General features: G+C 57.8%; 25 protein-coding genes. 17 read left to right on the forward strand and 8 right to left on the reverse strand.

The window, feature by feature from the left end; translation table 11 throughout:
• The first annotated feature begins 29 nt into the window (after positions 1-29).
• Positions 30-1,073, forward strand: coding sequence for a hypothetical protein (locus P8S53_RS07475; RefSeq protein ID WP_277806515.1), 1,044 nt, complete (start codon positions 30-32; stop codon positions 1,071-1,073).
• A 48-nt stretch (positions 1,074-1,121) separates the two neighbouring features.
• Here P8S53_RS07475 and P8S53_RS07480 read toward each other — a convergent pair whose 3' ends face one another.
• Positions 1,122-1,616, reverse strand: a complete 495-nt coding sequence (locus P8S53_RS07480; protein ID WP_277806516.1) for an ureidoglycolate lyase — start codon at positions 1,614-1,616, stop codon at positions 1,122-1,124.
• A 30-nt stretch (positions 1,617-1,646) separates the two neighbouring features.
• Positions 1,647-3,071 carry an allantoinase PuuE gene (puuE, locus tag P8S53_RS21310; RefSeq protein WP_306417838.1) on the reverse strand — a complete coding sequence of 475 codons (1,425 nt, stop codon included), beginning with the start codon at positions 3,069-3,071 and terminating at the stop codon, positions 1,647-1,649.
• Positions 3,072-3,238: 167 nt separating this feature from the next.
• Here puuE and uraH point away from each other — a divergent pair, with 167 nt between their 5' ends.
• Both uraH and P8S53_RS07500 read left to right on the forward strand, forming a co-directional pair.
• Positions 3,239-3,595: a hydroxyisourate hydrolase gene (gene uraH / locus P8S53_RS07495; protein WP_277806517.1), complete on the forward strand. Its 357-nt coding sequence runs from the start codon at positions 3,239-3,241 to the stop codon at positions 3,593-3,595.
• Between the two features lie 67 nt (positions 3,596-3,662).
• A complete protein-coding gene (locus P8S53_RS07500) occupies positions 3,663-4,043 on the forward strand; it encodes a DUF1294 domain-containing protein (protein WP_277806518.1) in 381 nt (126 codons plus the stop codon).
• A gap of 5 nt (positions 4,044-4,048) precedes the next feature.
• Here the strand turns inward: P8S53_RS07500 and P8S53_RS07505 are convergent, their stop codons facing one another.
• Positions 4,049-4,966 (reverse strand): LysR family transcriptional regulator, encoded by a 918-nt coding sequence (locus P8S53_RS07505; RefSeq protein WP_277806519.1) that lies wholly within the window; start codon positions 4,964-4,966, stop codon positions 4,049-4,051.
• Between the two features lie 105 nt (positions 4,967-5,071).
• Between P8S53_RS07505 and P8S53_RS07510 the strand changes: the two genes are divergently transcribed.
• Positions 5,072-6,301 carry a urate hydroxylase PuuD gene (locus P8S53_RS07510; RefSeq protein ID WP_277806520.1) on the forward strand — a complete coding sequence of 410 codons (1,230 nt, stop codon included), beginning with the start codon at positions 5,072-5,074 and terminating at the stop codon, positions 6,299-6,301.
• Positions 6,302-6,455: 154 nt separating this feature from the next.
• Here the strand turns inward: P8S53_RS07510 and P8S53_RS07515 are convergent, their stop codons facing one another.
• Positions 6,456-8,054: a phosphoenolpyruvate carboxykinase gene (locus P8S53_RS07515; RefSeq protein WP_277806521.1), complete on the reverse strand. Its 1,599-nt coding sequence runs from the start codon at positions 8,052-8,054 to the stop codon at positions 6,456-6,458.
• A 347-nt stretch (positions 8,055-8,401) separates the two neighbouring features.
• Between P8S53_RS07515 and P8S53_RS07520 the strand changes: the two genes are divergently transcribed.
• The 6 genes from P8S53_RS07520 to P8S53_RS07545 are packed head-to-tail and all read left to right on the forward strand — an operon-like array spanning position 8,402 to position 12,906.
• Entirely contained in the window at positions 8,402-9,100 is a 699-nt protein-coding gene (locus P8S53_RS07520; RefSeq protein WP_277806522.1) for a response regulator transcription factor, read from the forward strand.
• A 41-nt stretch (positions 9,101-9,141) separates the two neighbouring features.
• On the forward strand, positions 9,142-10,803 hold the full coding sequence (locus tag P8S53_RS07525) for a sensor histidine kinase (protein WP_277806523.1): 1,662 nt from the start codon (positions 9,142-9,144) through the stop codon (positions 10,801-10,803).
• Positions 10,800-11,258, forward strand: coding sequence for an HPr kinase/phosphorylase (locus tag P8S53_RS07530; RefSeq protein ID WP_277806524.1), 459 nt, complete (start codon positions 10,800-10,802; stop codon positions 11,256-11,258). Before P8S53_RS07525 ends, P8S53_RS07530 begins: the two co-directional genes overlap by 4 nt.
• Positions 11,259-11,283: 25 nt before the next feature.
• Entirely contained in the window at positions 11,284-12,186 is a 903-nt protein-coding gene (gene rapZ, locus P8S53_RS07535; protein ID WP_277806525.1) for an RNase adapter RapZ, read from the forward strand.
• Positions 12,187-12,195: 9 nt separating this feature from the next.
• Positions 12,196-12,600: a PTS sugar transporter subunit IIA gene (locus P8S53_RS07540; RefSeq protein ID WP_277806526.1), complete on the forward strand. Its 405-nt coding sequence runs from the start codon at positions 12,196-12,198 to the stop codon at positions 12,598-12,600.
• A gap of 36 nt (positions 12,601-12,636) precedes the next feature.
• Entirely contained in the window at positions 12,637-12,906 is a 270-nt protein-coding gene (locus P8S53_RS07545) for an HPr family phosphocarrier protein (RefSeq protein WP_277806527.1), read from the forward strand.
• Positions 12,907-12,991: 85 nt separating this feature from the next.
• On the opposite strand, the gene P8S53_RS07550 is transcribed toward P8S53_RS07545, so the two are convergent.
• Complete coding sequence (locus tag P8S53_RS07550; RefSeq protein WP_277806528.1) at positions 12,992-13,564, reverse strand: NYN domain-containing protein; 573 nt, start codon at positions 13,562-13,564, stop codon at positions 12,992-12,994.
• Between the two features lie 101 nt (positions 13,565-13,665).
• Between P8S53_RS07550 and folK the strand changes: the two genes are divergently transcribed.
• The 6 genes from folK (at position 13,666) to acpS (ending at position 18,841) form a co-directional block, all read left to right on the forward strand.
• On the forward strand, positions 13,666-14,256 hold the full coding sequence (folK, locus tag P8S53_RS07555; protein WP_277806529.1) for a 2-amino-4-hydroxy-6-hydroxymethyldihydropteridine diphosphokinase: 591 nt from the start codon (positions 13,666-13,668) through the stop codon (positions 14,254-14,256).
• Between the two features lie 97 nt (positions 14,257-14,353).
• Positions 14,354-14,713, forward strand: a complete 360-nt coding sequence (rpoZ, locus tag P8S53_RS07560) for a DNA-directed RNA polymerase subunit omega (RefSeq protein ID WP_274350399.1) — start codon at positions 14,354-14,356, stop codon at positions 14,711-14,713.
• A gap of 76 nt (positions 14,714-14,789) precedes the next feature.
• Positions 14,790-16,907, forward strand: a complete 2,118-nt coding sequence (locus P8S53_RS07565; protein ID WP_277806530.1) for a bifunctional (p)ppGpp synthetase/guanosine-3',5'-bis(diphosphate) 3'-pyrophosphohydrolase — start codon at positions 14,790-14,792, stop codon at positions 16,905-16,907.
• A gap of 85 nt (positions 16,908-16,992) precedes the next feature.
• Positions 16,993-17,577, forward strand: coding sequence for a DUF2062 domain-containing protein (locus tag P8S53_RS07570; protein ID WP_277806531.1), 585 nt, complete (start codon positions 16,993-16,995; stop codon positions 17,575-17,577).
• An 87-nt stretch (positions 17,578-17,664) separates the two neighbouring features.
• Positions 17,665-18,420: a pyridoxine 5'-phosphate synthase gene (locus tag P8S53_RS07575; RefSeq protein WP_277806532.1), complete on the forward strand. Its 756-nt coding sequence runs from the start codon at positions 17,665-17,667 to the stop codon at positions 18,418-18,420.
• A gap of 7 nt (positions 18,421-18,427) precedes the next feature.
• Complete coding sequence (acpS, locus tag P8S53_RS07580) at positions 18,428-18,841, forward strand: holo-ACP synthase (protein ID WP_277806533.1); 414 nt, start codon at positions 18,428-18,430, stop codon at positions 18,839-18,841.
• Positions 18,842-18,877: 36 nt separating this feature from the next.
• Here the strand turns inward: acpS and recO are convergent, their stop codons facing one another.
• The gene (gene recO, locus P8S53_RS07585) at positions 18,878-19,591 is read right to left on the reverse strand and encodes a DNA repair protein RecO (protein WP_306417893.1); all 714 of its coding nucleotides are present in this window, start codon (positions 19,589-19,591) and stop codon (positions 18,878-18,880) included.
• A 102-nt stretch (positions 19,592-19,693) separates the two neighbouring features.
• Here recO and P8S53_RS07590 point away from each other — a divergent pair, with 102 nt between their 5' ends.
• Positions 19,694-20,320: a Pr6Pr family membrane protein gene (locus tag P8S53_RS07590; RefSeq protein ID WP_277806535.1), complete on the forward strand. Its 627-nt coding sequence runs from the start codon at positions 19,694-19,696 to the stop codon at positions 20,318-20,320.
• Here the strand turns inward: P8S53_RS07590 and P8S53_RS07595 are convergent.
• Positions 20,302-21,270 (reverse strand): glucokinase, encoded by a 969-nt coding sequence (locus P8S53_RS07595; RefSeq protein WP_277806536.1) that lies wholly within the window; start codon positions 21,268-21,270, stop codon positions 20,302-20,304. The genes P8S53_RS07590 and P8S53_RS07595 overlap by 19 nt on opposite strands.
• Before the next feature lie 215 nt (positions 21,271-21,485).
• The gene (locus tag P8S53_RS07600) at positions 21,486-22,511 is read right to left on the reverse strand and encodes a LacI family DNA-binding transcriptional regulator (protein WP_306417894.1); all 1,026 of its coding nucleotides are present in this window, start codon (positions 22,509-22,511) and stop codon (positions 21,486-21,488) included.
• Positions 22,512-22,710: the final 199 nt, after the last annotated feature.

A 22,710-nucleotide genomic window follows, 5' to 3' on the forward strand; every position in this document is an offset into this window, starting at 1 on the left:
CCTTCAAAACGGCAGAGCAGGCAAGCGGCATGACGACCGCGCTTAAGAAATATCATAAGTTAGAAGGCATGGGCCTTTGGTCCGGCGGGGTCGAAGACCAGCGCCGTGAAGTTGTCGTATCCTTCGGGGACGCGACACTTGTGATCATGGACAGCCGCAGCATGCATGTTCTGTCGCATTGGTCTCTGGCCGCGATAGAGCGGTTGAACCCCGGCCAGCGCCCCGCCTTGTTCAGCCCGGATGGCGATGCCAGCGAAGTGCTGGAACTGGATGAAGATCTGCTGATCGATGCGTTGAAAGAACTGCATGCGGCGCTGGCACCGCCGCGCAGCATGTTTGACCGGCTGCGCTTGCCGATCATGGCAGCGTTCAGTCTTGTCATTCTGGGGATTGGTGCGTTTCTGATGCCGCCTGCATTGGTGGACCATACCGCATCGGTCGTGCCCATGGCCAAGCGCACCGAAATTGCAGATCGCCTGCTGGCCGATCTGGTGCAGACCGGCGCGGTTTCGTGTCAAAGCGGGCTTGGCACCAGTGCGTTGGGCGTGTTGCAGCGCCGCTTGTTCGACGCGCCCGCGCGACTCGTCATCATGCGTGGCCTGCCGCAGGACACCCCGCGCATACAGCATTTTCCCGGACGGCTGTTCGTGATGGATGCCCGCCTTCTGGATCAGGCCGAAAGTGTGGAGGCCCTTGCCGGTGCCTTCGCGGTGGCCGGTGTGCGCGCAGCCGCAGATGACCCGCTGCGCCCGCTATTGCGCCATGTCGGGGTGTTGAGCACGTTTCGCCTGCTGACTTCGGGGGAATTGCGCGCCGGTGCCGCGCGCGGCTATGCGCGCTCGGTTCTGGCCGCGCCGCTGGCACCGCCGGATATGGAGGCGGTTCAGTTGCGCTTTGACCGGCTTGACTTGTCTTTGCGTGTGTTCACCGAAAACCCGGTGCCGCTGGACCCTGCCGCGCAACAGATCGCGGACGCCTTGCGCCCCGATATGGACACGCTGACCCAGCCCGCGCATGGGGCGCTGCTGAATGATGGCCAATGGGTAAGCCTGTTGAATATATGCGATGGCTGACTGCGGTTCGCCCGCTTGGCAGATGGCGGTGATTTATCGCCGATTAAGTTAATCTGCGTGTCGCACCTGCCATGGTGTATCAAACCAGTGTTCTTGCAGGTTCGGTGTGTCCCCGATCCGGTCGATCACCGCAAACCTGCCGGGGTGGGCCAGGGGCGTCAGAACCCCGTGCCAGATGTTGCGGTGAAAATTTATACCCTGCGTCCCGTTCGTCACAAAGGCCTGCGGTGTGGCAGGGCGCCCGCCATCATCTTGCGCGACGATCACAAGGAAGGCTTCGCAATGCATGGGAATAAAGGCCTGCGTGCCATCAGGGTGCCGCTCCATCATGTCGAGGGAATAGGGCAGGGCGCGGGGCTGTGCGTCGAACAGGGAAATTCCGGCCCGCCCGCCACTGCCGAAATCCAGTGCCGCGCGGTCATGGAAACGCCCGCACAGGCCCTGATTGATCAGCTTGTCAGGCGCGCCCTGAATTTCCAGCACATCGCCGAACGGGGCGAATGCCGACGCGGTTAGCGGGCGTAGGGTGATATGTTGCGTCATTTCAGGTGGCCTGACCGGATTTGAGTATTTTCAGCAAGATGAAGCCAGCATGTCGTTCAGGCGCAATTCTGCAATGCGTTCGACCTGCTGGCAGGCGGTGGCAAATTCGGTCGCAGTGTCATGCTGAATGCGTGTCTGGAACGCCGCAAGGATTGAGGCCTTGGTATTGTCACGCACGGCGATGATGAAGGGAAAGCCGTGTTTTTCGACATAGGCGGTGTTCAGTTTCTGGAATGTAGCGCGTTCTTCGTCTGTCAGGGCGTCAAGCCCCGCGCTGGCTTGTTCGGTCGTAGACTCCGGTGTCAGGCGTTTGGCTGCAGCCAGTTTTCCCGCAAGGTCGGGATGGGCGCGCAGGACCTGTAGGCGTTCATCCTTGCTGGCCGCACGGAAGGCGCGCGCGAAGGCATTGGCAAGCCCTGTCGCACTGTCATGGGCAGGCCCCAGTTCCAGCGCATGGACACGTTCTGCAACCCAAGGCGAGTGTTCATAGATACCGCCAAAACGCGCCACGAAACCTGCGTGATCCAGCGTGCTGGGGCGGGTGCGGCGTTGGTGGGGGTGGGTTGTGGCCCAGTGCTGCGCAATATCCATGCGTCGCGCGAACCACACGCCTTCATGTGCCTGCACATGGTCCAGAAAACGCATCAACCCCGCAATCTTGCCCGGCCGCCCGATCAGGCGGCAATGCAGGCCGATGGACAGCATTTTGGGCGCGCCAGCGTCCCCTTCGGCATAAAGCACATCGAAGGCATCTTTCAGATAGGATTCAAAATCACTGCCTGTCACCCAGCCCGGTGCCGTTGCAAAGCGCATGTCATTGGCTTCCAGCGTGTAGGGCAGGATAAGCTGGTCGCGGTCGCCAAATTCCATCCAGTGCGGCAGATCATCATCATAGGTGTCTGAAATCCAGTCAAACTGGCCCAACTCCGCCGCCAGCCGCACGGTGTTGACCGAACAGCGCCCCGTATACCAGCCGCGCGGGGGCGTGCCCACAGTTTCGGTGTGCAGGTGAATGGCGTCGTGGATGGCGGCGCGTTCCTGATCCTCGGACATGTCACGGTGCTCGACCCATTTCAGGCCATGGCTGGCGATTTCCCAATCCGCGGCCTTCATGGCCGCCAGTTGTTCGGGGTTGCGCGCAAGCGCTGTGGCCACGCCATATATCGTAACGGGCAGATTGCGCGCGGTAAACAGCCGGTGCAGCCGCCAGAATCCGGCCCGCGCGCCATAGTCATAGATCGATTCCATGTTCCAGTGACGTTGCCCCGGCCATGGCGCAGCCCCCGGAATGTCGGACAAGAACCCCTCGGACGCGGCGTCGCCATGCAGCAGGCAGTTCTCGCCGCCTTCTTCATAATTCAGCACAAGCGATATGGCGATTTTCGCGCCCCCCGGCCAAGCGGCATTTGGGGGTGTTGCGCCATATCCGGTCAGGTTGCGGGGGTAGCGTTGCAAGGGGGCCTCCGATCATCAGAATAACACTGTGATAAAACAAGATTACCACTTCCGCTTTCAGTCATTTTTTGAAAGACCTGAAATGAAGGGTCAAGGCAAGGGGCTGGTGCGCAGCCGTGCTGGTCGTCTAGGCTTATCTTTATATTTGCACAAAACGGAGACGCGCAATGTCCGGTTTTCTGACCACCCATGTTCTGGATACGGCCCGCGGTGCGCCCGCGCAGAGCTTGCAGATCACGCTTTACAGGCTGGAAGGGACCGCGCGTGTGGAACTGGCGCGTATGGTCACCAATGATGACGGGCGCACCGACAGCCCGATTTTGCCCAAGGCCGCGTTTGGCGTTGGCCAGTATGAGCTGGTCTTTGCGGCAGGTGACTATCTGCGTGCCACCGGACAGGCGGGCGCCGCGCCGCTGTTTCTGGATGAAATTCCCATTCGTTTCGGGATCAATGATCCGCAAAGCCACTATCATGTGCCGCTTTTGCTGTCGCCTTACGGGTTCTCGACCTATCGCGGCAGTTGAGTGCCTGAATTTGGTCAGAATGATAGGTTAATTCGTGACGGGATGAAGTGACACAAGGTCCGGCCATATGGATTTGATAGCCCTTTCCAGTGACGCAACACTGCGCGTTCTGATCTTCGGTGGAGCTTATTTCTTTTTTATCAACATGCTGGCCGTTTTGCTGTTCTGGATAGACAAGCGCCGCGCCCGAAATGGCGAGTGGCGTATACCGGAAAGCAAGTTGCTGGGCGTGATGTTCTGGGGTGGGTCCCCGGGGGGATTATGGGCGCGGCGTGTGCTGCGCCATAAGACACGGAAGGAACCGTTTTGCACCCATATGCAGGTTATCGTGTCGTGTCAGATTGTCTTTGTCTGTGTGTTGGTCGTGGTGTGGACGCAACCGGAATTTGTCAGTTGGACGGGCAAGCAGATCGTTACGCTTTGGCACACATTCCGCGCAAGTGTTTGACGGTTTCAAGCTGTGGTCATTGCAGCTAGTTCAGCCCTGATCCTTGTGGCAATGAAATCGGTAAACAAGGACACTTTCAGGTCGCGCAAGCGCTTGTGGGGGGTAAGTGCCGCCAGCGTGACGGGCAGGGGGGGCGTTGCTGCGGCCACGGGTACCAATGCGCCGCTGCGCAGATGGTCTGCAATCTCGAAGACCGGTTTCATGACAATACCATGCCCGTCCAGCGCCCAGCCTGTCAGAACATCCCCGTCATCGGATTCGAACGGCCCGCTTATCTTGAACCGTTGCGGGCCGGTGGCCGTTTGCAAGGTCCATTGAAATTCGCGCGCGCCGGGGAAGCGCAGGTTCAGGCAGTCATGGCCTTGTGCCAACAGGGCTGCGCCGTCCTGCGGCATGCCGCGCCGTTCAATATAATCCGGTGCGGCACATAAAATGCGCGGGCATTCCGCGATGAAACGCATCTTCAGTGCGGAATCTTCCAGTGGTCCCAGATGGAATACCACGTCCAGCCCTTCGGCAGTGATATCTATGCTACGGTCGGACAGGCGCAGGCGCAGCTCTGTTTCGGGGTTGTCTGCCTTGAATGCAGGCATATGGGGCGCAATCAACCGCCTGCCAATGCCAAGGGGGGCAGCCACGAACAAGGTCCCGCGCGGTTGGGCTGTTGCGTGTGTCAGGGTGGATTCTGCCTCGGATATGGCATCAAGAATTTTCAGCGCGCCATCATAGAACAGCTCTCCGTTGGATGTGGGTTTCAGCGAACGTGTCGTGCGGTTGAACAGCCGCACGCCCAGATGCTTTTCCAACTCCCCCACCCGCGCTGATGCGACAGCAGGTGATGTGCGCTGGTCACGCGCAGCCGCCGACATGCTGCCTAATTCATAGACGCGCACGAACATCCTGATGTTGTTGATATAGGCCATTGGTATTTTCAGGCTGCATTTGAAAGTGCTAGGGGTTTAATTGGGTTAACAGAAAGCCATGCAGCGGTATAGCCTGCGTAACACCTGATAATCGGAGGATGTCTGATGCTGGAACTGGCTGTCATGGGCGCATGGGCGGAATTCGCGCTGCGCTGGCTGCATGTGATCACGGCAATTGCCTGGATCGGGTCAAGTTTCTATTTCATTGCGCTGGATCTGGGCCTGCGCAAATCCCCCGATTTGCCAAAGGGCGCATATGGCGAAGAATGGCAGGTCCATGGCGGCGGATTCTATCACATTCAGAAATACATGGTGGCTCCGGACCGGCTGCCCGAACATCTGATATGGCACAAATGGCAAAGCTACGCGACATGGCTGTCGGGCTTCGCATTGCTGGCGTTGATCTATTATGTCGGTGCGGAATTCTACCTGATTGATGTCGATGTTATGGATCTGGCGGTATGGCAGGCGATTGCTATTTCCGTCGCGTCGCTTGCGGTGGGCTGGGTCATCTACGACCTTTTGTGCAAATCCCGCTTCGGGGATAACAATAACCGTCTGATGGTGCTTTTGTTCGTGCTTCTGGTCATCATGGCATGGGGCTACACGCAGGTGTTTACGGGCCGCGCGGCACTGCTGCATCTGGGGGCGTTTACGGCCACGATCATGAGTGCGAATGTCTTCATGATCATTATTCCCAATCAGAAAATCGTGGTTGCCGATTTGCGCGCAGGCAGGACACCTGATGCAAAATACGGCCAGATTGCCAAGCAGCGCTCCACCCATAACAACTATCTGACCTTGCCGGTCATTTTTCTGATGCTGTCAAATCATTACCCGCTGGCCTTTGCGTCCGAATATAACTGGCTAATAGCGGGGCTGGTGTTTCTGATGGGGGTGACGATCCGGCATTTTTTCAACACCATGCATATGGGTGGCGGCTATAAATGGTGGACATGGGCTGCAACCACAGTGCTGTTCATCGCCATTATATGGCTCTCGACGCTGGGCCAGCCGCGCGATGAGGAGGACGCATTCGCCAGCCTTTCCCCGACTGCGGCGCGGTTTGCCGATGATCCGCATTTTGACGATGTGTATTGGACCGTTGTTGGCCATTGCTCGATGTGCCATGCCCAAGACCCGGTCTGGCCGGGCTTGCATTGGGCACCCAAGGGGGTGGTTCTTGAAACCGAAGCGCAGGTCGCGCGCGCCGCACAGAGCATCTATCTGCAATCAGGGATCAGCCATGCCATGCCACCGGGAAGCACGGTGCTGATGGATGCGACCGCGCGCGCGCAGATTGCGGATTGGTATCGCCGCGCCAGCGGGTCTTAAGCCCGCATCGCAGGTTTCATCTTGCGTTAAATACTCCCGGGGACGGTGTTGCAGACGACGGGGGACAAAGCCCGCTGAAGAAATGCCACAAAAGCCCCACCGCGACCGCGGCGGGGCTTTTTCCGTCGGTCAGATCAGATGATGCGGGTCACCCTCAGCCGATGGCGGCTTGCTTGATTTCATCATCAATGAAAGGCACATATTGCGCGAAATTTTCGGCGAACATGGCAATCAGTTTTGTGGCCTGCGCGTCATATGCGTTTGGGTCTTCCCATGTTCTGCGCGGGTCCAGCAGCACATCCGCCACGCCCGGCACAGACACCGGCACATCAAAGCCGAAATTCGGGTCGCGCCGGAATGCAACAGTGCTTAACGATCCGTCAAGTGCGGCACTCAGAAGCGCGCGCGTGGCCTTGATGGGCATACGCGATCCGGTGCCATAGGCCCCGCCCGTCCAGCCGGTGTTGACCAACCAGCATTCGGCCCCGAATTTTGCAATCTTTTCTTGCAGCAGTTTGCCATAGACTTCGGGCCTGCGCGGCATGAACGGGGCGCCAAAGCAGGTCGAAAATGTGGGTTGTGGTTCCGTCACGCCTTGCTCGGTTCCTGCCACTTTCGACGTGAATCCCGACAGGAAATGATACATCGCCTGTGCGGGCGTCAGCCGCGCAATCGGGGGCAGCACGCCGAAAGCATCGCAGGTCAGCATGATGATGTTGCGGGGAACACCCCCCAGCGAGGTGTCCGATGCGTTCGAAATCGCATCCAGCGGATAGGCAACACGGGTATTCGCCGTCAGACTGTCATCGGTGAAATCCAGCTCCAGCGTGTCGGGATCGAACACCATGTTTTCCACGACACTGGCAAAGCGGTGCGTGGTCGCATAGATTTCGGGTTCTGCTTCGGCATCCAGATTGATGGTCTTGGCATAGCAGCCGCCTTCAAAATTGAAGATGCCTTTGTCTGACCACCCGTGTTCGTCATCGCCAATCAATATCCGCGACGGGTCCGCAGACAGGGTGGTCTTGCCCGTGCCTGACAGACCGAAGAACACCGCCGCATCATCGGGATCATCAATGCCATGATTGGCAGAGCAATGCATCGGCATGATACCTTTTTCAGGCAGCAGGTAGTTCAATAGCGTAAAGACCGATTTCTTGTTCTCGCCGGCATAGGCCGTGTTCGCAATCAAGATCAGCTTGCGGTCGAAATTCAGCGCAATCACGGTTTCGGACCGGCAGCCATGGCGCGCGGGATCGGCCTTGAAGCTGGGGCAGTTGATGATCGTGAATTCCGGCGCGAAATGTTCCAACTCCGACGCTTGGGGACGGCGCAGCATATGCCGGATGAACAGGCCATGCCATGCCAGTTCTGTCACAACCCGAACGTCCAGCCGGTGCGTTGGATCGGCACCGCCATACAAGTCCTGCACGAATAATTCGCGTCCCTTGATATGGGCCAGCATGTCATCATACAGCCGGTCGAACGCCTCGGGGGGCATTGGGGCATTGTTTTCCCACCAGACCGTGTTCTCGACCGATGGCGTGCGCACCACGAACTTGTCCTTGGGCGAGCGGCCAGTATGCGCACCTGTGCTTGCCAGAAACGCACCGCCCAGGCCAATCTGCCCTTCGTCGCGTTTGACCGCCGCTTCTATCAGCGCTGGTTCCAACAGGTTGTAATACACTGCCGACGCACCCGTAATGCCTTGATCTTCCAAGCGTTTATTTGGGTTGACGCGGAAATTTTTCATTATGACTGCTCCGTCTGGCGCTAGAACAATTTGGGTCAAGGCCGGTCATGGCCGTCAAGGGTATGGTCGTCCAGCCTAGGCGCAGAACTCCATGTGATTTGCTATAACACCGGCAATGCGGCGATTGATAGGCGTCATTGGCGGAGTTAGCGCAACCATCTGCGCGTTAGCGCAATATTAATACCGATAGGAGATGAATGTGTTGCGCATTAGCACAATTCGGGACGAATCGCATCGTTGCCAGCCGCGCCTGACAAGTATTTTATTGCGTCTCACCTTCGTCTGGGTGAATATGTGGCAAAAATAAGGCACTCGCGCCATTTACAGCAGTGAAAAGGGACAGGCACATGTCGAGGATCGCACTTGTCGATGATGACCGGAATATTCTGACATCCGTTTCGATATGCCTGGAAGCAGAAGGCTTTGAGGTGGAAACCTATAATGACGGGCAATCCGCGTTAGAGGCATTCAATCGTAAATTACCCGATATGGCGGTGCTGGACATGAAAATGCCGCGCATGGACGGGATGGAACTTTTGCAGCGGTTGCGCCAGAAAACCCAGATGCCGGTTATTTTCCTGACCTCCAAGGATGACGAGATCGACGAAGTTCTGGGGCTGCGCATGGGCGCTGATGACTATGTCAAAAAGCCCTTTTCCCAACGTTTGCTGGTGGAACGCATCCGCGCCCTGTTGCGGCGCAAACAAGCGATCGAAAGCGGCGAGGAAGGTGGCGAGGAAGCCAAGACCATCGTGCGCGGTAATCTGGAAATGGACCCGTTGCGCCATTCCGTCAAATGGAAGGGCAAGGACGTCACGCTGACAGTCACGGAATTCCTGCTGCTTCAGGCTTTGGCGCAAAGGCCCGGTGTCGTGAAATCGCGCGACCAGCTTATGGATGTGGCCTATGATGATCAGGTCTATGTCGATGACAGGACGATTGACAGTCACATAAAGCGCTTGCGCAAGAAGATGCGCAGCGTCGACGAAGAGTTTTCATCGATAGAAACCCTTTACGGGATTGGGTACAAGTATAACGAAGCCTGATAAAACAGGGGTAGCCCCTTTGGGTGGCAGCAGGTGCTAGTGTGAAAACAGAGGTTACAGCGTCCAGAGCCGACGTTGTTCTTGGCGACGACTGGGTCGGTCCCGGTGACGCGGTAGAGTCCGAAGTGCGTGCAACCCGTGCCAAGCGCGGGTTTTTAAGCATTTCCAGCTCGCCACTTGCGCGCAAGATCGTGTTGTTCAACCTTGTCGCGCTGGTTATTCTGGTCGTCAGCGTGTTGTTTACGAACCCGTTTCGCGACAGTTTGCTGCGCCAGCAAGAACAGACATTGCGCCAAACCGCCCAGATTGTCGCGGATATAGTTGGCGCGGCAGGCGGGATCGACGCGTCAAAGGATGTGCTGGCCCGTCGTTTGACCCTTGATGAACGCTTCGCGATTGTTCTGGTCGCGCAAGACGGCACAATCGCTGCGCAGTTGAACGGAACCGAGCGTCCCGACAATGACGTTCTGTCCGAAAGAACGACATTTATCAGTGATACATTAACACGCATCTGGTCGGGCATGACCTATGTGACCGGCGCCAAACTGGTAGAACAGCGCGCACCGGATTTTGCCGATATTGCCCAGGACCTTTTCGCGCGCAACCAGCAGGGCGCGCGTGACAGCTATACGCATCGCGGTCCGAATGATGATATGTGGATCGCCGCCAGCGCCCCGGTGTTGAGTAACGATGTATTCTCGGGCGCGGTTATTTTGCGCCGTGATGCGCGCGACACGGCCGCGCTGATGCGCCATGACCGCGAGCAGGTTTTGCAGTTCTTCCTGATTGCGCTTCTTGTGTCCATCGGGCTGAGTTTCGTTTTGGCATCGACGATTGCGAACCCGCTGGCCGATTTGGCCATGGCGGCCGAACTTGGCAAACGGCGTGACGGGCGGCGCACACATGCGGGGCGGGTGCGCATACCCGATCTGACAGGGCGGCCGGATGAAATCGGGGATCTGTCGCGCGCCATGCGCGGAATGGTCAGCGCACTTTATGACCGTGTTGAAGCGAATGAACAGTTCGCCGCAGATGTTGCGCATGAAATCAAGAACCCGCTGGCGTCCTTGCGTTCAGCGGTAGGGTCATTGCGCATGGCCAAACGCGAGGACCAGATCCAGCGCTTGCTGGATGTCATCGAGCATGATGTGCGCAGGCTTGACCGGCTGGTCTCAGACACATCAAATGCATCACGGCTGGATGCCGAACTGGTCAAGGAAGAAGAAGAAGAATTCGACCTGATCAACCTGCTGAACAACCTTTGCGAACATCTGAGTCAGGAAGCGACGACAAAAGGCGTTGAATTCATAAAACTGTTGCCGCCCGACCCCATTCTGGTAACCGGTCTGGAAGGGCGGCTTGCGCAGGTGTTTGTCAATCTGATCACAAATGCGATTTCATTTTGCGAAGATGGCGATGCCGTGCGGATATGGGCGCGCAAGCGCAATGACCGCGTATTGATCGTGGTGGAAGATACCGGCCCGGGCATTCCTGACAATGCCTTGCAAAAAGTGTTCAAGCGGTTCTATTCGGAACGCCCCGTCAAACAGTTCGGCAACCATTCCGGTCTTGGTCTGGCTATTTCCAAACAAATTGTCGAGGCCCACCAGGGTGTGATCTGGGCAGAAAACATCCGCTTGTCCGATGCGCCTATGGGCAGCCCGCCTTTGGGGGCGCGATTCGTCGTTGGTCTGCCGGTGTGAAGGCGGGGGCGGAAACCCTGCTGCATGCCAGCACAGTGGCTTTCGAAACACCCACAGGATGGCACGCGCTTGTGCTGACGGGGCGTTCCGGTGCCGGTAAATCCGAACTTGCGCTGGAACTGATGGCGATGGGCGCGCGACTGGTGGCGGATGATCAGACCCGCATCATGTTCAACGGCACCACGCTGGTTGCGGATGCCCCTGCATCTATTCGCGGCATGATTGAAATGCGTGGTATGGGGCTGCTGCACGCCGCGCCCCTTTCGCTGGTGCGGGTTTCGGTGCTGGTCAATCTTGACCTGACTGAAACGGCGCGTTTTCCGCAATACCGGTCGACCTGCATCCTTGGCGTGCAAGTCCCCACATTACACAAGGTCGAGAGCAGGGCTTTTGCAGCGGCGTTGCGGCAATATGTTCTTCATAAGTCATGGATGGGGCGGGATGACCCGGAATGACGGACACAGCAAAGGACATGTCGCTATGTCAAGCTTTCCACCAGATACTGAACGCCTGATCCTGATTACCGGGCCAGCCGGGTCCGGGCGTAGCACTGCGCTGAAAGCATTGGAGGATGTGGGGTTCGAGGCGATTGACAACATGCCATCCTCACTGGTGCCGCGACTGGTCGAGGCGCCTTTGCGGTCCCCGCTGGCCTTGGGCATTGATACGCGCAACCGTGATTTTTCTGCAAACAGCATTCTGAAACTGGTAGAGATGCTGGATGGGCTGCCAAGCCTTGATTTTGAACTGGTGTATCTGGATTGCACGTCGGACACCCTGAACCGGCGCTTCTCGGAAACACGGCGGCGCCATCCCCTGCGGCCGGAAGCCCCGGTTGGCGAAGGAATCGCGCTGGAATTGCGCCTGCTGGCCCCGCTGCGCCAGCGCGCGGATGTGCTGGTTGATACGAACGCCATGACCCCCCATGACCTGCGCGCACAGATGCACCACCTGTTCGACAGGGACGGGCAGGGCAAGATGCATGTGCAAATCCAGTCCTTTTCGTTCAAGCGCGGCTTGCCGACAGCGGTTGATATGGTTTTTGACTGCCGGTTCCTGAACAATCCGCATTGGGACCCCGAACTTCGGGCATTTGACGGGCGCGATCCACGGATTTCGGAATATGTGGCCCGCGATCCGCGATTTGACCCGTTCTTCGGACGCGTTCGCGATATGATTGAAAGCCTGCTGCCGGAATTCGCGCAAGAGGGGAAATCCCACCTGACAATCGCATTTGGGTGCACGGGCGGGCGTCACAGATCGGTTGCAACCGCAGAAAAACTGGCAGAGGCACTTGCGCAGACCATGTGGCGGGTGTCTATACGTCATAGAGAATTGGAACGTGTTTCGGCAGACCCGCCGAAAACTGGCAAAGATGAGTAAGGTTCGGGCGTGATCGGAATCGTGATCGTCGCACATGGGGGACTTGCACGCGAGTACCTTGCGGCAATAGAACATGTGATCGGCAAGCAACATGGCATTCGGGCGATCGCGATCGAGTATGATCATGACCGCGACGCCAAAAAGCTGGAGATCCTGAACGCGGCGGCTGCGGTCGATGCCGGTCAGGGCGTGATCGTCGTGACCGATATGTTCGGCGGCTCGCCCTCGAACCTGTCACTGCCCGCATGTGCTTCCCCAAATCGTTGTATTCTTTACGGTGCGAACCTGCCTATGCTGATCAAGCTGGCCAAGTCACGCGACATGTCCATGCAGGCTGCAACCACTGCGGCACTGGATGCCGGGCGAAAATATATTAACTCACTTGAGATCGGTGGTCAGGGTCAAGGGATCTGACCGCCATTTGCGCGCAAAAAGGAAATACGACACACGATGGTTGAGCTGGTTTTGGAAATCATGAATGAAAAGGGGCTGCATGCGCGGGCCTCTGCGAAGTTTGTCGAAGTCGTGGAACGTCATGATGCCACAGCCGAAGTCAGCAAGGACGGCATGAGCGTGCCGGGGGATTCCATCATGGGTTTGCTTATGCTGGCTGCATCGCGCGGGACATCAATTATGGTGCGCACAAGCGGTGCGCAGGCGCAGGATCTGGCCGATGCCTTGCGCGAACTGGTCAAGGATTGTTTCGGCGAAGGCATGTAGTGGCAGTTTGTCCCGACAGCGCCAAGAAACAAGCCGGGTCATTTTACAATGCCCGGCTTGTTTGTTTTTGTATCGCGTCAGATTGTTATTCGGCAGTTTCCTGCGCGTCTTGATGGTCAAAACGCGGCTCGCGCGGGGGGCGTCCGACAACATCGCGCAGTTCATCCAGTTCGATGAAATTGTCAGCCTGACGGCGCAGTTCATCTGCAATCATCGGCGGCTGGCTGCGGATGGTTGACACAACAGAAACCCTGACGCCCTGACGTTGCAGGCTTTCAACCAACGGGCGAAAATCACCATCGCCTGAAAACAGCACGGCATGGTCAAGGCGTGGGGCGAGTTCCATCGCATCCACGGCAAGTTCAATATCCATGTTGCCTTTGACTTTACGGCGCCCCATGGAATCGGTGTATTCCTTCGCAGCTTTTGTGACCATGCTGTAACCGTTATAGTTCAGCCAGTCGACAAGCGGGCGAATGGGCGAGTATTCGTCATTTTCAAGCAGCGCTGTGTAGTAAAACGCGCGCAGCAATTTGCCACGGCGCATGAATTCCTGCCGCAGAAGTTTGTAGTCTATGTCGAAACCAAGGGCTTTTCCGGCCGCGTAAAGGTTCGACCCATCGATGAAAAGCGCCAAGCGCTCATCTTTGTAAAACATGGTTTTACCTTTGTTTAATATAACCTATCACACGATGACTTTAGGGAAATACGCATGACGGCTATGCAAAATATAAACTGTCCATCAAGGACCATACATACATGTTAAATATCCTAAACGAGGCTGAGTTCAATCCGATCCTGATCGCGATGGGGTCAAACCTGGCGGGGCATTCGGATAGTCCGGTTGCGCAATTGGATTACGCCATTCGAGAAATGCCAATAAATTCAATAAGGGTAATCGCACAAAGCCGGTATTTTCGCACACCCTGCTTTCCTGCTGGTGCAGGACCTGACTTTGTCAATAGCGCAATTGTGTGCGCATGTGATCTTGGCCCACAGGCGATACTGGATATTTTGCACCGGATCGAAGAATCGGCAGGACGGCAGCGCAACGCGCGATGGCAGGCGCGGGTTCTGGATCTGGATCTGCTGGCCATGGGCGACCGCGTTCTGCCTGATCTGCCGACATACCGCCATTGGGCAGATTTGTCGCTGGCGCAACAGATGCAGGATGCGCCACCCGAATTGATACTGCCGCATCCCCGATTGCAGGAGCGTGCTTTTGTCTTGCATCCGCTGATGGATATTGTCCCGGACTGGGTGCATCCTGTAACAGGGCAAAGCGTTCGGTCCATGCATGCGGCGCTTGATCCGCAGGAATTGGCGCAGATCACGCCGATTTCGCGCTAAAACGCATGGAATTGTGACCTGCTGGCGCTTGCACTGTGATGATTCGCGCAGTATGCAGCAGGTTCTGGCCCACATATGTCTGAATTGGAGTCTGCTCATGGCCCGCGTAACGGTAGAAGATTGCGTTGATAAAGTTCCCAACCGCTTCGAACTGGTCGCACTTGCGGCACATCGTGCGCGTGAAATCGCGGCGGGTGCGCCGATTACGGTTGACCGTGACAACGACAAAAACCCTGTCGTGTCCCTGCGTGAAATCGCGGACGAGACGCAATCTGCGGATGAATTGCGCGAGCGGCTGATCGAGAGCCTGCAAACGCAAATCGAAGTTGACCTGCCAGAAGATGACAACATGGCCCTGCTGATGGGCCGCGCAGAACAGGACAAGCCTGAAGAAGACAGCATGAGCGAAGAGCAAATGCTGCGCGCCCTTATGGAAGCGCAAGGTCAGGCAGGCTGAATGTCGCGTGGCCGACGGGTTTCCTGCCCGTCGGTTCAATCTGGAATGATACGCTTTCGGGGAAGGTCCTACGCGCGTGATCACATTTGCTGATCTGATCGCACTGGTGCGCAATTATAACCCGAAAACGGATGAGGATCTTATTCGTCGCGCCTGGGAGTATGGCGAGGCGATGCATGAAGGGCAGTTCCGCCATTCGGGCGAGCCATACTTCACCCATCCGGTTGCTGTTGCTGCATTGCTGACAGAAATGCGCCTTGATGATGCAACCATCATCACGGCGCTTTTGCATGACACCATAGAAGATACGAAATCAACCTATTCAGAGGTTGCGCAGATCTTCGGCGAGGAAATCGCCGAGTTGGTCGATGGTGTGACCAAGCTGACCAATCTGCAAATTTCATCATCTGAAGCCAAGCAGGCCGAGAATATACGCAAGCTGTTGATCGCCATGTCGCGTGATTTGCGTGTCATTCTGGTGAAGCTGGCGGACCGGCTGCACAATATGCGCACGATCCGGTCAATGAAATCCGAAAAGCAGGCCCAGAAAGCCCGCGAAACCATGGATATCTATGCACCGCTTGCCGGTCGTATGGGTATGCAATGGATGCGCGAAGAACTGGAAGACCTTGCTTTTCGCGTGCTGAACCCCGAAGCGCGCAATTCCATCCTGCGCCGTTTCATTACGTTGCAACGCGAAGCAGGTGACGTGTTGCACCGCATCAGCGGTGACATCCGAACGGAACTGGAACGTGCCGATATTGATGCCGTTGTGTTCGGGCGCGCCAAGAAGCCCTATTCGATCTGGCGCAAGATGCAGGAAAAGGAACTGGCATTCTCGCGCCTGTCTGACATCTATGGGTTTCGCATCATCACCAACTCGGTTGATGAATGCTACAAGGTGCTGGGGTTGATGCATGGCCGCTGGCGCGCGGTTCCGGGGCGGTTCAAGGATTATATCAGTCAGCCCAAATCCAACGGCTACAGGTCGATTCATACAACCGTGTCGGGGCGCGATGGCAAGCGCGTGGAAATCCAGATACGCACCCGTGAAATGCACGAGGTGGCCGAAGCCGGTGTTGCCGCGCATTGGGCGTATCGTGATGGCCAGCGCACCGTGAACCCGTTTGCTGTTGATCCGGCAAAATGGATTGCGACCCTGACCGAAGGACTGGAATCGGAAGAAGATCACGATGCGTTTCTGGAACATGTCAAACTGGAAATGTATTCGGATCAGGCGTTTTGCTTTACACCCAAGGGCGATGTGATCCAGCTGCCGCGCGGTGCCACGCCACTGGATTTCGCCTATGCCATTCACACCCGTATCGGCAACAGCTGCGTATCCGCCAAGGTGGACGGGCTGCGCGTGCCGCTATGGACACGGCTGCGCAACGGACAATCGGTTGAGATTATCACCGCCGAAGGGCAGCGCCCGCAGGCCAGCTGGATTGATATTGCCGCAACAGGACGCGCCAAGGCCGCCATTCGCCGGTCGTTGCGCGATGAGGACCGCGCGCGGTTCATGCGCTTGGGCACAGAATTGCTGCGCGCCGCATTCGAGAATGCCAACCGCGAAATGAGCAACAAGGCGCTTGCCACGGCATCCAAAATACTGGGCATTCCCGATGCAGAAGAATTGCGCGCCCGCGTCGGTGCCGCAGAAATTAGCGCCAGACGGGTGGTGGCGGTGTTGTATCCTGACGGGGTGTCGGACACGCCGCAGGTGGATGCATCGCGCCCGGTCCTTGGTCTGAACGCGGACCAGTCCTTTCGTCGTGCCGCATGTTGCCAACCCCTGCCGGGGGAACGTATCGTTGGCATTACCTATCGCGGCAAAGGGGTTGTGGCCCATGCCATGGATTGTGACGCCCTGGCCGAATTCGAGGACCAGCCCGACCGCTGGATTGATTTGCGTTGGCAAGATGGCACGCACCCGCCGGTTTATTCTGTTACACTGGATCTTACGATTTCAAACGATTCAGGTGTGCTGGGTCGCGTATGCAGCTTGATTGGCGAGCATAAGGCGAATATCTCGGATTTACGCTTTGTGGATCGAAAGCCGGATTTCTATCGTCTTACGGTCGAAGCGGAGATGCGTGGGGTTGCGCATCTGCATGAGGTGATGACTGCGCTGGAAGCTGAAACATCTGTGGCGCAAATTATACGGACCCGCGATCCGTCCTTGCGCCCATGACTGGCCTGTTCGGGTCAGGTTGAATGAAGGTCTGTCGCCGGTGGTGTTCAAACGACGTAATCCTAGGAACTTTCGCCAAAGACTGGTGAATTTCTTTATCCCCGGTGGGGGGTGGGGGCGCTCGGCCAGCTATGTCATGCACCGGTTGCGCCGCTTGCCCGACAGCCCTGAACGGATTGCGCGCGGCATCGCCGCCGGGGTCGCAGTCAGTTGCACACCATTGTTCGGAATGCATTTCGTGGCGTCGGCGTTGGTGGCGTGGGCCTTGCGGGGAAATATACTTGCGTCGCTTCTGGCAACATTTTTTGGCAACCCTTTCACCTTTCCGATCATCGCCATGTCTGCGCTTGAATTGGGAAGCTTCCTTCTGGGGGTTGAAAATACACTGATCGGCAAGCACGCAATCCGCGCCTTCGGGGCCGTGTGGCAAGAATTGTGGCGAAACAGCATATCCATTTTCACATCAGAACCGGTCAGCTGGCAGAACATGGCGCATTTCGGCTGGGATGTGTTTGCCCCCTATATGTTGGGTGGCACGCTGATAGGGATCGTGTGCGGCGTGCCAGCGTATTTTCTGTCCCTTCCGCTGATCCGCGCCTATCGCAATCGCCGGATGAAGAAGATACAGGAACGGTTTGAACAGGCACGAAAAAATGATCAGGCACGGTGAATGCTATGCAGGGTCATTGAGTTTGGCGCGGCGTAGGCTATTGTATGCCGCAGACAGGGTCAGATCACAGCGAATGCGGGGATCAGTATGAACGGACGAACAGATCAACCTTTGCGACTTGGCGTGAATATTGACCATGTGGCGACCTTGCGCAATGCACGCGGCGGGCGCGATCCTGATCCGGCGCGCGCGGCGCAACTGGCACAGCAGGCGGGCGCTGACGGGATTACGCTGCATCTGCGTGAAGACCGCCGCCATATCGTGGATGCAGATCTGTCTGCCGTGATGGCCGCCGTGACCCTGCCCATAAATCTGGAAATGGCCGCAACCGCCGAAATGCAAGCCATCGCGGTCAAGTATCGGCCACATGCTGTCTGTCTTGTTCCTGAACGACGCGAGGAACGGACGACCGAAGGTGGCCTTGAAGTGGCGGGTGACGATAATCGCCTGCGTGACTATATCGCGCCCTTGCGCGACGCCGGCGCCCGGGTGTCGCTGTTCATCGCCCCCGATGAGGCGCAGGTCGAGGCCGCAGCCCGTGTGGGGGCGCAAATTGTCGAATTGCATGTGGGCGCATATGCGGAGCATTGCGCAAACGGCCAGAGCGCAGAATGCGATGCCGAGTTGCGCCGTTTGTTTTCGGCTGCGGCATTCGCCCATGAAATCGGCCTGGAGGTTCACGCCGGACACGGGTTGAATTTCAACAATGTCGGGCCAATTGCTGCGATCCCAGAGGTGGTAGAGCTGAATATAGGGCATTTCCTGATCGGAGAGGCGGTGTTCATCGGATTGGATGCTGCGATCCGCGAAATGCGCAGGCAGATGATTTTGGCGCGGATGTAATGCCTTCATGATTTTGGGTGTTGGAACCGATCTGGCCAATATCGACCGCATCGCAGGAACATTGAAGCGGTTTGGTGATCGGTTTCGCAACCGTGTCTTCACGCAGGAAGAACTTGCGCGTGCGCAGCGCCGCGGGGATGATGTTGCGACATATGCCAAGCGCTGGGCCGCGAAAGAAGCCTGCTCCAAGGCGCTGGGCACCGGCCTTGCAATGGGCATTTCATGGCGCGACATGTGGGTAACCAACCTAAGCGGCGGACAGCCCGTGATGCATGTGTCCGGCTGGGCGGAAAAGCGGTTGGCACAGATGACCCCGTCCGGGTATGAAGCCGTGATTCACGTCAGCCTGACGGATGATCACCCATGGGCGCAGGCTTTCGTCGTGATCGAGGCGCGTTGCCTGCGCGACACTGGCGCCTGAGTGTCGGACAGGTTGGGGCATGTTGCCGCTGGCCCGTCAATCCAGTGCCGAAACAAACCGCGCGCGGGCTTCTGGCAGGCGCTGGTTGACAGCATGGGCCAGCCGGTGGCTTAGGAAATACCCGCTGATTGCCAGTGCCTTGGTCAGATCGGTCGCATCAAGCGGGCCACCATTCAGCAATGCGGCAGGCAGGGGCAACAAACGTGCTGCGTATTCACCCGCCCCTTCGATGGTGACCGCGCGGCCCGTGCGCGGACTGACATAGGCCAGCCCCTGCTGTGCGCCTGTCACCGCGCAACGGTCCAGATCCAGCCCGAAACCCGTATCTTCCAGCAGATGCAGTTCCCAAAGAACATAGGCATGCAGCCAGCCCGGTTGACCCAACGCGTCCAGCAGCGCAACCGTTGCGGAATACAGGCCGGGATAGGGCGCGCGCTCGGGCAGGGCGAAGCGGCATAGCGCGCAAACCGATCCCAATGCCAGCAGGGCCAGACGATCGCCCATGATATGGGCCGCACGGGGTTGCAACAATTCGACCGTGAAATTCCCCATCTGGTCTTCAAGCCTTGCCCGCCAGTGCACGTCCAGCTGCGCGCCTTGTTGCAGCACAGGGGCCATCTTGCGCGATGCACCCCCGCGCACGGCACCCGCATGGCGCCCGTGCAATGCGGTGAATACCTCTGTCAGGGCCGTCGCCTCGCCATGTTTGCGAACGCTTAACAATATGCCTTGATCTCGCCAGTCCATGATGCCAAGCCTTGCCCCGTTGCGCCGGTTTGGGCAAGTGGTATTCAACGCCCGATACCCCCTTATCCAGCCCCATCACGACAGGTCGATCAGGAGCAGTCAGTTTTGGCAATAGATCCGAAATACCGCATTATTGCGGGAATGATTGGCGGTATTGCCGTGGCGGCCCTGACTGCGCATATGACGCTGCGCATGGGCAGTGGCGGCATTGTCGCCGCGCTGTGGCGTTCGGGGGGGTATTTCACCATCCTGACCAATGTGCTGACGGCGGTGACATTCCTGACCATTGCCATCAGCGGGCGGCGGCTGTCCTTTGGCTGGATGAGTATGCTGACCCTGTCCATGATTATGGTGGCGCTGGTCTATCACATCATGCTGGCGCATTTGTTCAATCCCAACGGGTTGCGCTGGTGGACCGATCAGGCGTTTCATACGGTTTTGCCTGCCGCAGTGCTGTGGTTCTGGTTGATGGAAGTGTCGCGCGTTGACCCGCGTGGCGGTGCGCGGCCACTGTCATGGATTATATGGCCCGCGTGTTACGGTGCCTATGCGCTGTTGCGCGGCGCGCTTACGGGGTGGTATCCCTATCCGTTTTTGAATGTGGTGCGGTTGGGCTGGGACGGGGTGCTGCCCAATCTTGCGGGCATTGCGGTTGCTTTTGTGGCCCTTGCCTATGTCATGAACTATATCGGCCAGCGGATGCCGCCCCGCGATCAACGCGACGTCAGGTAGGCGGCACATCCTGCAAGTGCTGCATAGTCATCTTCGACCATCGCCACGGGAAAGCGCTGCACCAGCGCCGACATGCGCCCCATATCGGTAAAGGCGGCTTCAAACCCGAACTGGTCCAGCCATGGGGTGAACGCCCGCGCCACGCCGCCAATCAGGTAAATGCCCGCATAGGGCAGGGTAACAAGCGCAAGGCTGGCCACGGTCTGCCCCAAAAGCCGCACATAGTGACGCCCGACACTTTGGGCCAGCGTGCAGCCCGTCTCCATCGCTGCAAGTATTGCGGCCGCATCCTTGCCGCCCGCCACGCCTGTCTGTTCGGCATGAAAGCTATACAACCGTTCCAGCCCCGCACCGGCCAGAACATCCTCGACCGAGGCTATACCGCGCCGTGCAACCAGCCAGTCGGCCAGATTGTAATCATCCTGACCGCGCAGCGGCAGATGTATGTGGCCGGATTCTGACGCGGGCACAACGCACTGCCCCGCGCTGGTGGTGAAAACGGGCGCTGCATTCACGCCGGTTCCCAGCCCGATCACCAGCCGTGTGTTCCCTTCGCGCTGGCCATGCCGGATTGTGCGCAGATGGCTTGCGGGCAATCCGCCCACAGCATACCCTTGGGCTTGCAGGTCGTTCAGAAAATGCACATGCGCAATGCGATTGTCGCGCGCAATCTCGCGTGCATCGGCCTTCCAGCCCAGATTGGTCATTTCGGCCTGATCGCCGTGGATGATCCCCGCCAGTGCGAAGGCCGCCTTTTCGGGCAGCGCATCCTGACGGGACAGATATTGCGATACGATTTCGCCAAGTCCTGAATACTCGGCATTTCTGAAACGGGTGGTGCTGCCGGCGACCAGATCGCGCCCGCGCGCAAGTGCCATTCTGGTATTCGTGCCGCCAATGTCGGCAACCAGAACAAGCGGTGCAGGTGTCGTGCCAAGTGGTGCAGTCATGGATCTGTCTTCTTCAGGTCAGGATGGTGGCGTCGTGCGCGTGATAGGACGCTTCGGGCAGGCGCTGCAAGGTCTTAACGCCGCAGCCATGATCAACAGTGCCATGTTTCACGGCCCATGCCTGAAATATGGACCCTTGGCATGCACGGCGGGAATCCCCGTCTGCGCAAGCCGCACTGTTGCTGTGGCATTGTGTATCTGTGGTGTAGCAGTGTTCATTGCGGCGCGGCGCCTGTGCTTTCCCCGACAATCAACGTGGTTTCCATCAGACAGGTCAATGGCGGTTGTTCAGGCGCGCCAATCAGCTGCAACAGCATTTCGGCGGCTTGGCGGCCAGCGTCGCGCACCGATGACCGTGTTGCCGTAAACAGCGGCAGCCCGTCGCCATTGGGCAGGTAGGACAGATCGTCATCATGGGTGATGACCGACACATCCCGCCCCATGCGGACGCCCTGATCGACCAAGGCCCGCCGCAGCCCGTAGGCCACCAGCATGGACGAAGACAAAAACGCTGTGGGCGGGTCGGGCAGGCGCATCAGTTCGGTGGCGGCGCGGTGGCCGAACACTTCTGTCATTTCGGCCTGCCGCATAAGGGCGGGGTCCGCGCCGACGCCTGCATCCTGTAGCGCCTGAAGATATCCGGTGCGGCGGCGCATGGCGAAATCCATATTTTCCAGACCATTGATCAGCGCGATCCTGCGATGGCCCAGTTGCAGCAGGAATTCCGTGGCCCGCCGGAAGGACCGGTTGTTGTTGATATCCAGCCACGAATAGGGCGCAGCCACCCCGCTGGAGCGGCCATGCACCACAAACGGCACACCCAGCTGTGTCAGCAGGGCAATGCGCGGGTCATCCAGTTTGGGACCGTGGACGATCATGCCATCAACGGAACCGCGCGCAATCATGTTGCGATACGCCTGTGCCTCATCTGCATCGGGAACCATGCTCAGCACCATTTCATAGCCCGCGCGGGAATAGGCCTCGCCCGCGCCGGCGATGAAATCGGCAAATACGGGGTTTACGATTTCATGACTGGAAGACAGCGGAATCACATGCCCGATTGCATGTGTGCGTCCCGTCGCCAGGCTTCGGGCGCGTGTGTTGGGGTGATAATTTGCGTGCTCGGCTGCATCGCGCACGCGTTTGCGGGTTCTGGCGTTCACTTCCGGGTATCCGTTCAGCGCGCGTGAAACCGTCGTCGGCGACAGTTTCAAAGAGGCCGCAAGTTCTTTCAGTGTGATGCCCATTGTTTAGCCAAACCGCCTTGGATGTTTCGATGCAGTATGCGCAAAAAGCGACTCTTGGAAAGCAAAAACTCCAGTTCATGTAATGCTGCAACTGCAAAGTCAGCTAACAAAAAAAGGTAATCTGATACATCGATGATTGACTTGCCCAATATGATCGGCAAATGTCCGGATATCCAAAGCGTTTTGGAAAACT

Origin of the sequence: Roseinatronobacter sp. S2 (assembly GCF_029581395.1) — a bacterium.
In the GTDB taxonomy this organism is placed as follows: domain Bacteria; phylum Pseudomonadota; class Alphaproteobacteria; order Rhodobacterales; family Rhodobacteraceae; genus Roseinatronobacter.

Coding starts and splice junctions, on each gene's coding strand:
- P8S53_RS07595 (WP_277806536.1), bottom strand. CDS start 21,270: ATGACTGCACCACTTGGCACGACACCTGCACCGCTTGTTCTGGTTGCC.
- P8S53_RS07510 (WP_277806520.1), top strand. CDS start 5,072: ATGCTGGAACTGGCTGTCATGGGCGCATGGGCGGAATTCGCGCTGCGC.
- uraH (WP_277806517.1), top strand. CDS start 3,239: ATGTCCGGTTTTCTGACCACCCATGTTCTGGATACGGCCCGCGGTGCG.
- P8S53_RS07575 (WP_277806532.1), top strand. CDS start 17,665: ATGAACGGACGAACAGATCAACCTTTGCGACTTGGCGTGAATATTGAC.
- folK (WP_277806529.1), top strand. CDS start 13,666: ATGTTAAATATCCTAAACGAGGCTGAGTTCAATCCGATCCTGATCGCG.
- P8S53_RS07480 (WP_277806516.1), bottom strand. CDS start 1,616: ATGACGCAACATATCACCCTACGCCCGCTAACCGCGTCGGCATTCGCC.
- P8S53_RS07550 (WP_277806528.1), bottom strand. CDS start 13,564: ATGTTTTACAAAGATGAGCGCTTGGCGCTTTTCATCGATGGGTCGAAC.
- P8S53_RS07505 (WP_277806519.1), bottom strand. CDS start 4,966: ATGGCCTATATCAACAACATCAGGATGTTCGTGCGCGTCTATGAATTA.
- P8S53_RS07475 (WP_277806515.1), top strand. CDS start 30: ATGACGACCGCGCTTAAGAAATATCATAAGTTAGAAGGCATGGGCCTT.
- acpS (WP_277806533.1), top strand. CDS start 18,428: ATGATTTTGGGTGTTGGAACCGATCTGGCCAATATCGACCGCATCGCA.
- rpoZ (WP_274350399.1), top strand. CDS start 14,354: ATGGCCCGCGTAACGGTAGAAGATTGCGTTGATAAAGTTCCCAACCGC.
- rapZ (WP_277806525.1), top strand. CDS start 11,284: ATGTCAAGCTTTCCACCAGATACTGAACGCCTGATCCTGATTACCGGG.
- P8S53_RS07500 (WP_277806518.1), top strand. CDS start 3,663: ATGGATTTGATAGCCCTTTCCAGTGACGCAACACTGCGCGTTCTGATC.
- P8S53_RS07545 (WP_277806527.1), top strand. CDS start 12,637: ATGGTTGAGCTGGTTTTGGAAATCATGAATGAAAAGGGGCTGCATGCG.
- P8S53_RS07520 (WP_277806522.1), top strand. CDS start 8,402: ATGTCGAGGATCGCACTTGTCGATGATGACCGGAATATTCTGACATCC.
- P8S53_RS07515 (WP_277806521.1), bottom strand. CDS start 8,054: ATGAAAAATTTCCGCGTCAACCCAAATAAACGCTTGGAAGATCAAGGC.